Origin of the sequence: Aquibacillus saliphilus, assembly GCF_020404745.1 — a bacterium.
Taxonomy (GTDB): Bacteria; Bacillota; Bacilli; order Bacillales; family Amphibacillaceae; genus Aquibacillus; species Aquibacillus saliphilus.
This window is the reverse complement of sequence record NZ_JAIZAP010000001.1, coordinates 198,980-210,514: the sequence shown is the minus strand read 5'-3', so window position 1 is coordinate 210,514 and position 11,535 is coordinate 198,980. Positions and strand designations below refer to the sequence as shown.

The following is an 11,535-nucleotide window of genomic DNA, read 5'->3' as shown; positions in this document are numbered from 1 at the left end:
TCCTTACGCCCATTTCTTCCTATTTCCATAATCGTTCCACAATATATTCTCCGGCGTTCTTCTGTACAAGATACAAGTCTGGATTTGTAAAACCTTTCCAATGTGTAAAACCTATATCTACTTGAAACTCTTTAAGCAGTATCGCTAATAAGTTACCATGTGTAACAATAATAACATTTTCAGATGATTCATTATTCATAATATCTTCAATTAAGTGCAGTGATCTTTCTCTTGCATCATTGGAGGATTCCCCTCCAGGTAGAGTGAAATCCAAATCCGTGAATGATTGCTCTAATACATCAATCCAATCATCAACAGGTTCTTCACTTAGCACTCTCTCTTGTAACCGAGGATCTATCTCAATAGGAATATTATTTTTGTCAGCATAGGGTTTTATGCTTTCGACTGCACGAAGATAAGGACTAGATATAATCCGGTCTATTTCGTAGCTAGATTGTTCAAAGAAGGTCGCTAAGCCTTGTGCCTGATTAACGCCGCTTTTAGTTAAAGGTGAATCCTTGTGTTGACCTTCTGCATTACAATGACGAATCATAAATAGTCTATTCATGCAAATCATCTCCTCCAAGGGGCTTATCTACATTATCATCGATAATTATCATAAATACAAGTTAAATTGAGTATAGTATTTATATAAATACTTAAGTAGTATTGCCAGTATATTTTTATTTATGCAAATTTCACTTTAATTTGTAAGATTATTAAGAATTTTACACAAAAACTTAAAGTCAGATTACTGGGTACGCACTGAAACATGATGTCAATTTTAATGGGAGGAATTACTCTTTGGGAATACGTCTTATAAAGATTTCTGTAGTTTACTTTCTAATCGGAGTAACTATCGGCTATTTTATGTCAATTGTTCATGATTACACGCTAACTGGTGTCCACGTTCATATTAATTTACTTGGATGGACAGCGTTGACACTAGCGGGTCTTATTTACTATCTTTTCCCTAAATTAGCCGCAACAAAATTAGGAATTATTCATTTCTGGTTGCATAATATAGGATTGCCAATAATGATGATATCCCTAGCTTCTATGTTACTTACAGGAAACACCGTTTTCACAGCCGGTGTAGCTACAGGAGCTACATTTGTTCTAATTGGAGTACTACTTTTTGTGATTAATGTAATTACAAATTTAAATGATGAAGATACTTTAATTAATTCGACTGTACACAAAAACACTAACCGTGCCTCTTAGATGCAACGGTTAGTGTTTTATTAGATTTCTTTAAAATAATCTTTCTTGAATCCAGCAATCCGGTTCGAGTTATCGATAATAAAATAAAATTCTTCAGTTTCATTTTTCACATCATACACTTTTCCCGGTGTTAGCATCGTATCAACAACGAATTTATCTGCATCAGCATGCACGCATTCAATTTGTTTTATAGTTGTATTATTCTCCCAATTTGTATGAATCATTTTAATTACCTCTTTCTCTACTAGAATATAAATGAACTTAAATTAATTCCAAGAATTCTAATCGATTGCCAAATGGATCATTAACGTAAAAGCGCTGATATCCAGGTAATCGATCATCCGTTATAATATCTATGCTATGATGATTCAACCGTTCTTTTAGTTGATTTATATTAGTAACATAAATAGCTGGATGAGCTTTCCTTGCTGGCATGAAATTTTGTTCAATACCTATATGAAGTTCCTGATTTCCACATTGAAACCATACACCACCATTTTGCTTCAATAATTCTGGCTTTTCAATTTCCTCCATTCCTAATAAATGATAGAAGAAATTTCTAGCCTTTTGTTCAGAGTCCAAAGGTGCAGCCAATTGGATATGATCTAGACCTTTAATTTTAAAAGATGAATTGTCGTTTGATTTCATCTATATGCGCTCCTCGATATCTATTTTTAAGAATCACAGCACTATTATACCACTTTTTATTCTATTGAGAACTAATCTATGCTTTTTAAAAGTATAAATTAAGTTGACATAATAATTTTAGTCGAAAAGTCCCTGCTACCAGGAATGATAGCAAGAACTAATCAGTAAAACTATTTATTATCGTCGAATATATACGATAAATGCTCATACCCCTCGTCTTTCATTTTATCCTTAGGGATAAATCGCATTGCTGCGGAGTTCATGCAGTAACGTAATCCACCACGGTCTCTTGGTCCATCTTCAAAAACATGTCCTAAGTGTGAGTCAGCCTCAGTACTACGAACTTCAGTACGAGTCATACCGTGTGCGGTATCAACGTTTTCCTTTACAAAATATTTATCTATTGGCTCAGTAAAGCTTGGCCACCCACAGCCCGCGTCATACTTTTCATTAGAAGAAAACAGTGGTTCTCCTGAAACAATATCAACATAGATTCCATCTTCTTCATGATCCCAATACTCATTTTGATATGGTGTTTCGGTACCACTTTCCTGTGTTACTTTGTACTGGACTGGTGTTAGCTTTTTCTTTAATTCAGTCTTATCTTTATCGCTACTCCACTGATTTTTAATAAAATCCTCTCTTCCTGAGCCCTTTTTATAAAGTCTGTAGTGGAACGATTGTTTCTTATAATAATCTTGATGATTTTCCTCTGCACGGTAAAATGTACCAGATGGTACAATTTCAGTAACGATAGGCTTATTAAACTTTCCGCTTTCTTCAAGTTGTCTTTTGGATTTTTCAGCTATTTCTTTTTGTTCTTGATTGTGATAAAAAATAGCTGTTTGATAAGACTCTCCTCGATCATTAAATTGCCCATTAGGATCTGTTGGATCAATCTGTCTCCAAAACACATCTAATAATCTTTCATAAGAGAAAATATTAGGATCAAATGTAATTTCTACTGCTTCTACATGTCCTGTTGTATTAGAACACACTTCTTCATAGGTTGGATTTTCAGTGGTCCCACCAGTATAGCCCGAAACAACTCCGTGAATTCCAGGCCGTTCATCAAAAGGCTCAACCATACACCAGAAACAACCTCCAGCAAATGTAGCTTTCTCTAATTTATTATTAACCACAGAACATTCCTCCTACGTATTTAATAATTCCTAACTTTTCTCCTATTTTTGACCTTATAAGTTAAAAAATCAAGTAGTCTGCCTATACATTCTATCTATATAAATAGCTTGGGTGTAGAAATACCTGATGATATTTCTTTTTTCTTATCAACTACTCGTTTTCTTTTTGTATCAGTTTCTATTTTATTGATATTCTCCTTGTTAATTTCAACTTTATTATTTTTATCCTCTTCTGTTTGATCACTTTTAATAGTTTCAGCAGTATCATCTGACTCATCATCCTCATTAAAAGCTTTTAACATTTTAAACATCATCGGTAGATTTTTAGCCATTGGGCCGTATTGCTGGATAACAGGTCCTGCAGACTGGGCCATTTTCAACAACTGCTGAACGTTACCCAACATACCTGTTACACCTGAACCTGTAGTAGCCGTACTCGTAACTGCACCTGCACTTTGAGAAGTTCCTACCCCTCCTGTAAATTTCTGAAGTAGACCTTGAATACCACCCATACCGCCTTGTGTAGGGGCTGTTGGTCCCAAGTTTGGTGGTTGGGTAAAGTTTGAAGCAAAGGGAAATTGCCTCATCATACCTGCATTTGGATACTGACCAAAGGAAGAAGGCCCCCTCATTTGTGAAAACATAACAATCCCTCTCTTCTATAATCTTAAGATACTGTATTGTACGTTGAATAAATAAATAAGTGTAGGCACAAATCATCAAATAAAAAGAGTAGCTATTGGTGGATTAGCTACTCTTTTACGCAATTTTTAATTTTTAGTTTGTTATGACGTCAGCTGTTATTATTAACCCAATCGTCCCGGTTAAAATTAATCCAAATAAAATAGCAGAAAGCATGAATATCCACCTCTTTCATCTAGTTAGCGATATATTATACTGTCATTATAACCTTGTTTAAACAGGTATAACTAGAACAGATATGGCAAATTAATGAAAATTTTTAAGTACTATTTCCCGGGCAAGCGCAAGAAGTTACTTAAACTGATAATTTCGTAATATAAACCTTGTCATTAATTGACGTTATAAAGAGAAAGTAGTTGGTATTTGCAAATCGTTGAGCCATCTTTCCATGTTATCTCAATTATTCTTCCATTGCCGACCTGATCAGAGTTATGTTGCCTCCTAATCTCAATTACATCATTAATAGGAAAAAGTTTATAACCTTCAAATGTTATCTCAAACATATTTTCTTTTTCAGCTAATCGTTTCTCATTGCCGTGAGTAATGAGCTTCCACTCTATTAAAAGAGGCATAGACATTTTAAACCCTCCACTCCTTTTTAATTTCTTATATAATCAATTATATACCCTATTAGTATAATAGTTAACATATTAAAGAAAAAACGAATTTTCTTTCTCAGTTTAATTTTCCATCCTGAAAATCCACTAACTGAAATGGGAAATCAATCTGATATTTTGATAAGATTTCTGCATTCTTATTAAATGCGTAATTATAATCATCCAATGGCTTATTTGTTTCTACCATTTCTTTAAGAATACTAGAGATTGTTTGGATAGCTGCAGTCACTTCCATTATTTCTACTAAACTGAGTTCTTTTATATCAGGTATTTCCATTAAATTAAAATCGATCAATCGCTTTATGTAGTCCTGTGTAAAGTAATAAGGAAAAATATTATTGTACAGATCTCCTAATAGTTCCTGAACATATTCTTGTTGTTGTGGAGACGATGCTATTACTACTTTCATGTTTTTCCTCCTAAATATTTGAACAAAATAATAATAAATTTAATAACTCCTTAGCCTAAGTTACTAAAAAGAGATAATCTAAATATAGCACGTAATTGTTCACTTTATTAAGCAGTAATTATTGGCAATACTCCCAACTAATTTTAAGAATAAATAAATACACAGCCTAATAATCCTAGGTCTGTGTATTTATTCCCAAATTTACTGTCCATTAGCTAAATAGTCTTCCCAAAGTCGATCGAATACTTGAACTGCTTCTGTAAAAGGGATATTCCATTCCAAATAACGACTTACTTCATCGTAGCTAAACGAATGCTTAGGAAAATCATGATCAGAAAACATCCAATCGGCTAGGCGACTTTCACCAGTAGGTTGTTTTGCTCCTCGATAGCGCATCATATAATGATAAAAAGATCGCATCAAATCACCCCATTACTAAAATTATCACTCTTCCATAAATGATTCATGATTTCGTTGTTTTTTTCTGTAAACAATACTTGATAAGACGATACTTATTTCATATAAAATAATTAAAGGTATTGCGACAATAATTTGCAATACAAAATCCGGAGGAGAAATCATTGTACCAATAATAACTAAAATAAAATAAGCATATTTTCTAGTTCTCCTTAAAAATTTAGGAGTAACGATGCCCAGGCTCGTCAAAAACATCGTGATAATAGGAATTTCAAACAAGATTGCGAATGGTATTGTTACACGCATTAAAAATTTAAAGTATTTATCAACTGTAAACATTTCATTAAACATACCATCATTTAACGACAGTAGAAATGGCAGTATAAATTCTACAAACACATAATAGCCAAAGACTAGTCCACCAATAAATAAAAGAAAGATAGCTGGTATGTATGGTAACGTAACTTTACGTTCTTTTGTTGTTAATCCTGGCCGAACAAACAGCCATGCCTGAAAACTTAAAAAAGGAATAGTACCTGTAAATGCTACTAACAAAGCCATAGTAAAATATAACCAAATGATTTCTCCTGGACTAATAACATTCAAAGTAAAATCTAAGTTCCTAACAAAAAAACCATAGATATCTTTAACGAAAATAAATCCTAGAATGAAAAATGCAAAGAATACAATTGCAGTTAGAACTAGCCTTTTTCTTAGTTCAGAGAAATGGTCTAAAAAGTTCATTTCTCTTTCTTTCTCTGTCTGCTCTTCATATGACATTAACGTACCCCTTCCAAAACGAAGCATTAAAAAACACGACATTCGTTATAGCGATAGCAAATGTCGAACTACCTGTTTATACTTACCTATAAATTCTACTAATGAAGAAAAAAGATGTAAGGTTATAATCCCCTACACCTTTTCAATCAATTATTTTTTACTATCGAGTTTGTTTGTTTCATCATCTGACATAATGTCTTTTGTTGCTTTTTTAAATTCACGTAACGAGCTGCCAACAGCCTTACCTATTTCTGGAAGTTTTGCAGGCCCGAAAACAATTAAAGCAATAATCAAAATTAACATTAAACCTGGAAATCCGATATTTCCGATGCCCATTCTTTTCACTCCCGATGAATTTACTTATTGTTTTCGTTATCTTTTGAATCTGTTTCTTTCGTCTGAACATCAGAATCATCCGAAAGATCTCGTGCCGACTTCTTGAATTCACGTAGAGTTTGTCCAGTAGCCTTACCTATTTCTGGAAGCTTTTTAGGTCCAAAAACGATAAGTGCAATAACTAAAATTAGGATTAAACCCGGAATACCAATTGCAGATGGCATATTTTCACCTCTTATATTCAATATATAACTAGTTATCCTACATAAATCTCTTCTGTAACTTACTATCCTATGATTCACATTATATACGGATACATAGAACACGTCTATCTTAACACTTTCATCAGTGTTAGGCTACTCCTTGTAGAAAAAAATACCATATAGTATTACTGTTTACGATCGTACTGAATAAAGTAGTAGTCATATGGATTATTATCATCTTTTATTCCTTTTATCTTTTTCGTTATTTGCCAAACACTTTCATCAAAATCAGGAAAGTACGTGTCTCCTGGAAAAGATTCATCAATATACGTCATATACATTCGATCTGCATAGGGAAGAATTTGTTCAAAAATATTACCTCCACCTATTACAAAATATTCAACTTCTGGATTATCTGTACTCCAATCTATAACCTTATCGACCGAGTGAATTACCTCACAATCATTTTGTTGGTATGACTTGTCCCTGGTAACTATAACATTTTTACGATTGGGTAATGGACCATTCATAGAATCAAATGTTTTCCTGCCCATTATCACCATATTTGATGTGGTTAATTCTTTAAAAAACTTCAAATCCTTTGGTAATCTCCATGGTAATTCATTGTTATATCCAATTACGCGATTTTTATCCATCGCATATAGCAAAGAAATCATACCTTACCTCCTAATGTCAAACAGCGACTGGTGCTTTGATAGATGGATGCGGATTGTAATCTAATATCTCCATATCTTCCATTTCAAAGTCAAACACAGAGCCAACTGTATTATTTAATTTAAGTGTTGGAAAAGAACGAATTTCACGACTTAGTTGGGTTTTTACTTGCTCGATGTGATTAGAGTAAATATGCGCATCACCCAATGTATGAATAAATTCACCTACTTGCAGATTGCATTCATTCGCAATTAAATGTGTTAATAATGCATAACTAGCAATATTAAATGGGACACCTAGGAATATGTCACCACTTCTTTGATATAACTGACATGATAGTTTACCGTCTGCCACATAAAATTGATACATTATATGACAAGGTGGCAACGCCATATTACTCGGAACATCCTCTGGATTCCATGCAGTAACTAAATGTCTTCTAGAATCTGGATTCGTTTTAAGAGCTTGAATAACTTGTTTTAATTGGTCAATTGTTTCTCCGTTAGAAGTTTTCCACGCTCTCCATTGCTGACCATAAACAGAACCTAAATCGCCAAATTCACTTGCAAATGACTCATCTTCTAGAATCATTTGTTTAAACTGATCCATTTCTTGTTTGTATAATTCATTAAACTTTTCATCTTGCTGACTTCTAAGACCAAAATCAGTCATATCAGGGCCATTATATTTTTCGCTTTTCACCCATTTTTCAAATGCCCATTCGTTCCATATATTATTATTATGCTGCAATAGATAGCGAATATTTGTATCTCCCTTTATGAACCAAAGCAATTCACTTGCAATTAATCGAAATGGAACCCGCTTAGTTGTAAGCAAAGGAAAACCTTCGTTTAAATCAAAACGCATTTGATGTCCGAAAACAGACAAAGTTCCGGTATTTGTACGATCTTCTTTTTTGGCACCATTCCCAAGTACAGTCTTACATAAATCTAAATAGGCTTGTTCACCTTTAAACATCTTTCGTTCTCCCCTTTTGTAACAATTAACATACCGATTAATAATAGTTCAATGGAATGCTATTAACGTTCAATGTTTTTAGTTTTTCAAATTAGGTGTTTTTACTTTAAAAGTATTTGCTGATTCTTCACTATAATAGTAATGAGCAAACATATCGGTGAAGTACGTTTTTGAAACATTTATTCACGTTTTCTTTCCAAGTATTCTGAATATCTTTAAGATATTCAGAATTAGACATTAACAGTTCAAAAACAGTATGTCCAATTTTGTGTAATTCTAAATTTAATGAACCGTACCCGTTATCGGCATACTGAAACCAATTTCAGCTGGAAAATTTTTCCCGGTATATTTTTAAAATGTAAGTCACTAAAGAGTGAAAGACTTATCTTTCGCATCATTTTAATTATAAAAATGATAGTAATATTATTGTAACATATTACAATAATATTTCGTTTAACCAATTGCTACATAATCCTTTGTTTTCTACATACATCTTGATAAGAGTACAATTTAGGAAAGGGGATTTTGCATGCTTACTAATGGAAATGTTCAACATGTCGTTAAATATTCCATGGCCTATGGTTTTGTACTAAGTCAACCATTCTCCTTTTATGTCGATGCATATCCGATGATACAAAATGAAGTGATTACAGAGTCACGCACACTCTTCTATGGGGAGCATAATGATTCCGTTAGAATGCTTCAGCATAAATTAAATCAACTCTCATACTTTGATAAAAAAATTGATGGAGAATTTGGTGTTATGACAGAATATGCACTAAAGAAGTTACAATACGAGAATGATTTAAAAGTAACTGGTCAGGCAGATAATGGAACTGTAACCACACTACTAAGAATAGAAAGAGAAAAACACTTAAGACCAATTAAATCCATTTCTAAAACCTACTATCCAGGAGACAAAGGTGAAGATATTAAGTCAATTCAAGATGCTCTTCATTATTTTGGATATTATAAAGGAGAACTTGACGGAATTTACGGACCAATTACTGATCGGGCTCTAAAATCATTCCAACAGGACAAAGGTTTAGAGATCGAACAAGAGGTTAATGAAAAAACAGTAAACGCAATCTATACCGCAGATCCAATTGAAGAGACAGAAACGGAAGCTCCAGAAAAGAAAGAAGAAAGTTCAGAAGCTGAAAAAAAACCAGAAGATAAAAAAGAAGAGGAAGCACCAAAAGAGCCAAAAGTAGTTAAAAAGGCTTCAGAACAAGCTAGTTATGATGTCTCACAGCTTATTAGTAGTGCTAAACAACATATTGGAACTCCTTACGTATGGGGTGGGACTTCACCGAGTGGGTTTGATTGTAGTGGATTTATCCAATATGTGTACCAATCGTTAGGTATTAGTTTACCAAGGACTGTTTCGGATATTTGGAACTTTAGCAAACCCCTAGAAAATCTATCAATCGGAGATTTTGTCTTCTATGAAACATATAAACCAGGTCCATCTCACATGGGTATCTACTTAGGAAACGGTCAATTTGTCCATGCAGGTTCTTCGAATGGAGTAACGATTAGCGATATGAAAACGGACTATTGGCAATCAAGGTACTTAGGAGCTAAACGAGTTACTATAAACTAAAAAATTCGACCCTAGCTAGGGTCGAATTTTTTAGTTTATATTCCATTCAGAATAAAACTGTTCTAAGTATAGATTCATAAATTGATGTCTCTCTTCGGCCAGTTTTTTAGCTGTATCCGTATTTATTAAGTCCTTAAGCAACAAAAGTTTATCATAGAAATGCTGAATACTAGTGTTTTTTGATTCATCAGAATGAATCAACTGCTGATTAGAACCGCCGTAAGCAAACGTTCTCGCAATACCTAACGCTCCAATTGCATCGAGTCTATCGGCATCCTGAACTATTTCACCTTCCTTGCTTAGAGGCTTTTGACCTCCGCTAAATGAAACCCCACTAACAGCTTTTTCTATTTGAGATAGTTGTTCCACTGTTAAATTTAATCGTTCTAAAAATGAGTACATGTCTTTTTTTACTAATAGAGGTTCTTTAAATAGCTTTTTATCCCCTATATCGTGCAACCAGCCACCCACCTCAGCAATAAATTCATCAGCACTTTCCGACTCCGCAATATGTCTCGCCATGTAAGCGACACGTTTCATATGGTAGTAGTCGTGACCTGTGTCATCATTTTTAAAGAGATCATATACATATGATTCGACTTTTTCTACTATTTTTTGCTTATTCATTAGTCTCTCCTTACTAGTTAATGGATTTTTTGTTTGAATGGTCCCACCATCACCAATAACTTTATTATCATTTTTTCCGGGCAATTCGTTTGTAAAACCTGTGTCATCATTTTCATCTCTATTTTTACGAAAAAGGAACACTTACTCCTCTGTTATATCACTATTTTCTAGCAAAAAGGAAGTTAGATAATAAAATAATACAGTTTATATGCCCATAACTAAAGTCAACTTTTTACGCTGTTTCTTGATTAACAAATGCAAAATTGAATTATGCACGGTTCTACTATTATCACATAATAGGCAATCAAGATACACAAAATAGATGCTAATCGGATTGGTAGATATTTTGTGGTTTTAAGTGTTACTATTATTGTTATGATAAAATGGATAGTTTATAGTCGCGGTTCGCAAATTCCCGCGTTATCAAAACTAAGGAGGATTAGCTAATGATGAATGAGTGGTTATGGATATTATTTGCAGTAATGAATTTTGGAATGCTTATCCTAGTTTACCGTATTTTTGGAAAACCAGGTTTATTTGTGTGGATCGGCATGTCAACTGTTGTTGCAAATATTCAAGTAGTTAAGACGATTGAACTTTTTGGTTTAACAGCCACACTAGGAAATATTATTTATGGTACAGCATTTTTGGCAACAGATATTCTCAATGAAAAGTACGGAAAGTCTGATGCAAAAAAAGCTGTTTGGTTAGGTTTCTCTACGTTAATTGCAATGACTATAATGATGCAATTTGCATTGCAGTTTCAACCAGGGCCAGGTGATTTTGCACAGGATTCATTAACAACACTCTTTGGTCTTGTTCCTCGTATCGCTCTTGGTAGCCTAGTAGCTTATCTAATCAGCCAATATTTTGATGTCTTTATCTATACAAAAATTAAAGCAATGCTACCTGATCCTAAGTTTTTGTGGATTAGGAATAACGGAAGTACAATGATTAGTCAACTTTTGGATAGTGCCATATTTTGTTCGATAGCTTTTTTAGGTCAATACCCATTTCAAATTTGGTTAGAAATATTTATTACTACCTATATAATAAAATTTATTGTAGCGGCTATTGATACCCCGTTTTTGTATATGGCCAAAAAAATAAGAAAAACTGTTTAATAGGATAAATGTTTAATTAAAAGTATATCCTTTAAAGGAGAAACGGC

General features: G+C 33.4%; 17 protein-coding genes. 3 read left to right on the top strand and 14 right to left on the bottom strand.

The genetic code is table 11. The features are described from left to right. Window positions 1–19: 19 nt before the first annotated feature. Window positions 20–568: a histidine phosphatase family protein gene (locus tag LD272_RS01195; protein WP_226034755.1), complete on the bottom strand. Its 549-nt coding sequence runs from the start codon at window positions 566–568 to the stop codon at window positions 20–22. Window positions 569–804: 236 nt separating this feature from the next. Between LD272_RS01195 and LD272_RS01190 the strand changes: the two genes are divergently transcribed. Further along, on the top strand, window positions 805–1,224 hold the full coding sequence (locus LD272_RS01190) for a cytochrome-c oxidase (protein ID WP_226034754.1): 420 nt from the start codon (window positions 805–807) through the stop codon (window positions 1,222–1,224). Window positions 1,225–1,244: 20 nt separating this feature from the next. On the opposite strand, the gene LD272_RS01185 is transcribed toward LD272_RS01190, so the two are convergent. The 12 genes from LD272_RS01185 to LD272_RS01130 all read right to left on the bottom strand — a co-directional run bounded on the left by LD272_RS01185 (window position 1,245) and on the right by LD272_RS01130 (window position 8,131). Then, window positions 1,245–1,448 (bottom strand): DUF6501 family protein, encoded by a 204-nt coding sequence (locus tag LD272_RS01185; protein ID WP_226034753.1) that lies wholly within the window; start codon window positions 1,446–1,448, stop codon window positions 1,245–1,247. Window positions 1,449–1,485: 37 nt separating this feature from the next. Beyond that, entirely contained in the window at window positions 1,486–1,872 is a 387-nt protein-coding gene (locus tag LD272_RS01180; protein WP_226034752.1) for a VOC family protein, read from the bottom strand. 170 nt (window positions 1,873–2,042) lie between these two features. Continuing rightward, a complete protein-coding gene (gene msrB, locus LD272_RS01175) occupies window positions 2,043–3,014 on the bottom strand; it encodes a peptide-methionine (R)-S-oxide reductase MsrB (protein WP_226034751.1) in 972 nt (323 codons plus the stop codon). A 95-nt stretch (window positions 3,015–3,109) separates the two neighbouring features. After that, complete coding sequence (gene vrrA, locus LD272_RS01170) at window positions 3,110–3,658, bottom strand: VrrA/YqfQ family protein (RefSeq protein WP_226034750.1); 549 nt, start codon at window positions 3,656–3,658, stop codon at window positions 3,110–3,112. A 387-nt stretch (window positions 3,659–4,045) separates the two neighbouring features. Next, a complete protein-coding gene (locus LD272_RS01165) occupies window positions 4,046–4,294 on the bottom strand; it encodes a DUF2584 family protein (protein WP_226034749.1) in 249 nt (82 codons plus the stop codon). A gap of 97 nt (window positions 4,295–4,391) precedes the next feature. Next, window positions 4,392–4,742 carry a DUF5365 family protein gene (locus LD272_RS01160; protein WP_226034748.1) on the bottom strand — a complete coding sequence of 117 codons (351 nt, stop codon included), beginning with the start codon at window positions 4,740–4,742 and terminating at the stop codon, window positions 4,392–4,394. Between the two features lie 201 nt (window positions 4,743–4,943). Further along, entirely contained in the window at window positions 4,944–5,162 is a 219-nt protein-coding gene (locus LD272_RS01155; RefSeq protein WP_226034747.1) for a YozE family protein, read from the bottom strand. A gap of 24 nt (window positions 5,163–5,186) precedes the next feature. After that, window positions 5,187–5,939 (bottom strand): twin-arginine translocase subunit TatC, encoded by a 753-nt coding sequence (tatC, locus tag LD272_RS01150; RefSeq protein ID WP_226034746.1) that lies wholly within the window; start codon window positions 5,937–5,939, stop codon window positions 5,187–5,189. 150 nt (window positions 5,940–6,089) lie between these two features. Further along, window positions 6,090–6,275 carry a twin-arginine translocase TatA/TatE family subunit gene (tatA, locus tag LD272_RS01145; RefSeq protein WP_226034745.1) on the bottom strand — a complete coding sequence of 62 codons (186 nt, stop codon included), beginning with the start codon at window positions 6,273–6,275 and terminating at the stop codon, window positions 6,090–6,092. 20 nt (window positions 6,276–6,295) lie between these two features. Beyond that, window positions 6,296–6,499 (bottom strand): twin-arginine translocase TatA/TatE family subunit, encoded by a 204-nt coding sequence (gene tatA / locus LD272_RS01140; protein WP_226034744.1) that lies wholly within the window; start codon window positions 6,497–6,499, stop codon window positions 6,296–6,298. Between the two features lie 164 nt (window positions 6,500–6,663). Further along, entirely contained in the window at window positions 6,664–7,155 is a 492-nt protein-coding gene (locus tag LD272_RS01135) for a dihydrofolate reductase (RefSeq protein ID WP_226034743.1), read from the bottom strand. Window positions 7,156–7,171: 16 nt separating this feature from the next. Beyond that, on the bottom strand, window positions 7,172–8,131 hold the full coding sequence (locus tag LD272_RS01130) for a thymidylate synthase (protein WP_226034742.1): 960 nt from the start codon (window positions 8,129–8,131) through the stop codon (window positions 7,172–7,174). Between the two features lie 529 nt (window positions 8,132–8,660). On the opposite strand from LD272_RS01130, the gene LD272_RS01125 reads away from it, so the two are divergent. Next, window positions 8,661–9,737 carry a C40 family peptidase gene (locus LD272_RS01125; protein WP_226034741.1) on the top strand — a complete coding sequence of 359 codons (1,077 nt, stop codon included), beginning with the start codon at window positions 8,661–8,663 and terminating at the stop codon, window positions 9,735–9,737. Between the two features lie 30 nt (window positions 9,738–9,767). On the opposite strand, the gene LD272_RS01120 is transcribed toward LD272_RS01125, so the two are convergent. Continuing rightward, entirely contained in the window at window positions 9,768–10,505 is a 738-nt protein-coding gene (locus tag LD272_RS01120; RefSeq protein ID WP_226034740.1) for an HD domain-containing protein, read from the bottom strand. 305 nt (window positions 10,506–10,810) lie between these two features. Between LD272_RS01120 and LD272_RS01115 the strand changes: the two genes are divergently transcribed. Next, entirely contained in the window at window positions 10,811–11,488 is a 678-nt protein-coding gene (locus LD272_RS01115; RefSeq protein WP_226034739.1) for a queuosine precursor transporter, read from the top strand. The last annotated feature ends 47 nt before the right edge of the window (window positions 11,489–11,535 follow it).

Bases quoted from the DNA above. Each gene is read 5' to 3' on its own strand.
- LD272_RS01195 (WP_226034755.1), bottom strand. From the start codon at position 568: ATGAATAGACTATTTATGATTCGTCATTGTAATGCAGAAGGTCAACAC.
- LD272_RS01185 (WP_226034753.1), bottom strand. From the start codon at position 1,448: ATGATTCATACAAATTGGGAGAATAATACAACTATAAAACAAATTGAA.
- LD272_RS01180 (WP_226034752.1), bottom strand. From the start codon at position 1,872: ATGAAATCAAACGACAATTCATCTTTTAAAATTAAAGGTCTAGATCAT.
- vrrA (WP_226034750.1), bottom strand. From the start codon at position 3,658: ATGTTTTCACAAATGAGGGGGCCTTCTTCCTTTGGTCAGTATCCAAAT.
- LD272_RS01165 (WP_226034749.1), bottom strand. From the start codon at position 4,294: ATGTCTATGCCTCTTTTAATAGAGTGGAAGCTCATTACTCACGGCAAT.
- LD272_RS01160 (WP_226034748.1), bottom strand. From the start codon at position 4,742: ATGAAAGTAGTAATAGCATCGTCTCCACAACAACAAGAATATGTTCAG.
- LD272_RS01155 (WP_226034747.1), bottom strand. From the start codon at position 5,162: ATGCGATCTTTTTATCATTATATGATGCGCTATCGAGGAGCAAAACAA.
- tatC (WP_226034746.1), bottom strand. From the start codon at position 5,939: ATGTCATATGAAGAGCAGACAGAGAAAGAAAGAGAAATGAACTTTTTA.
- tatA (WP_226034745.1), bottom strand. From the start codon at position 6,275: ATGGGCATCGGAAATATCGGATTTCCAGGTTTAATGTTAATTTTGATT.
- tatA (WP_226034744.1), bottom strand. From the start codon at position 6,499: ATGCCATCTGCAATTGGTATTCCGGGTTTAATCCTAATTTTAGTTATT.
- LD272_RS01135 (WP_226034743.1), bottom strand. From the start codon at position 7,155: ATGATTTCTTTGCTATATGCGATGGATAAAAATCGCGTAATTGGATAT.
- LD272_RS01130 (WP_226034742.1), bottom strand. From the start codon at position 8,131: ATGTTTAAAGGTGAACAAGCCTATTTAGATTTATGTAAGACTGTACTT.
- LD272_RS01125 (WP_226034741.1), top strand. From the start codon at position 8,661: ATGCTTACTAATGGAAATGTTCAACATGTCGTTAAATATTCCATGGCC.
- LD272_RS01115 (WP_226034739.1), top strand. From the start codon at position 10,811: ATGATGAATGAGTGGTTATGGATATTATTTGCAGTAATGAATTTTGGA.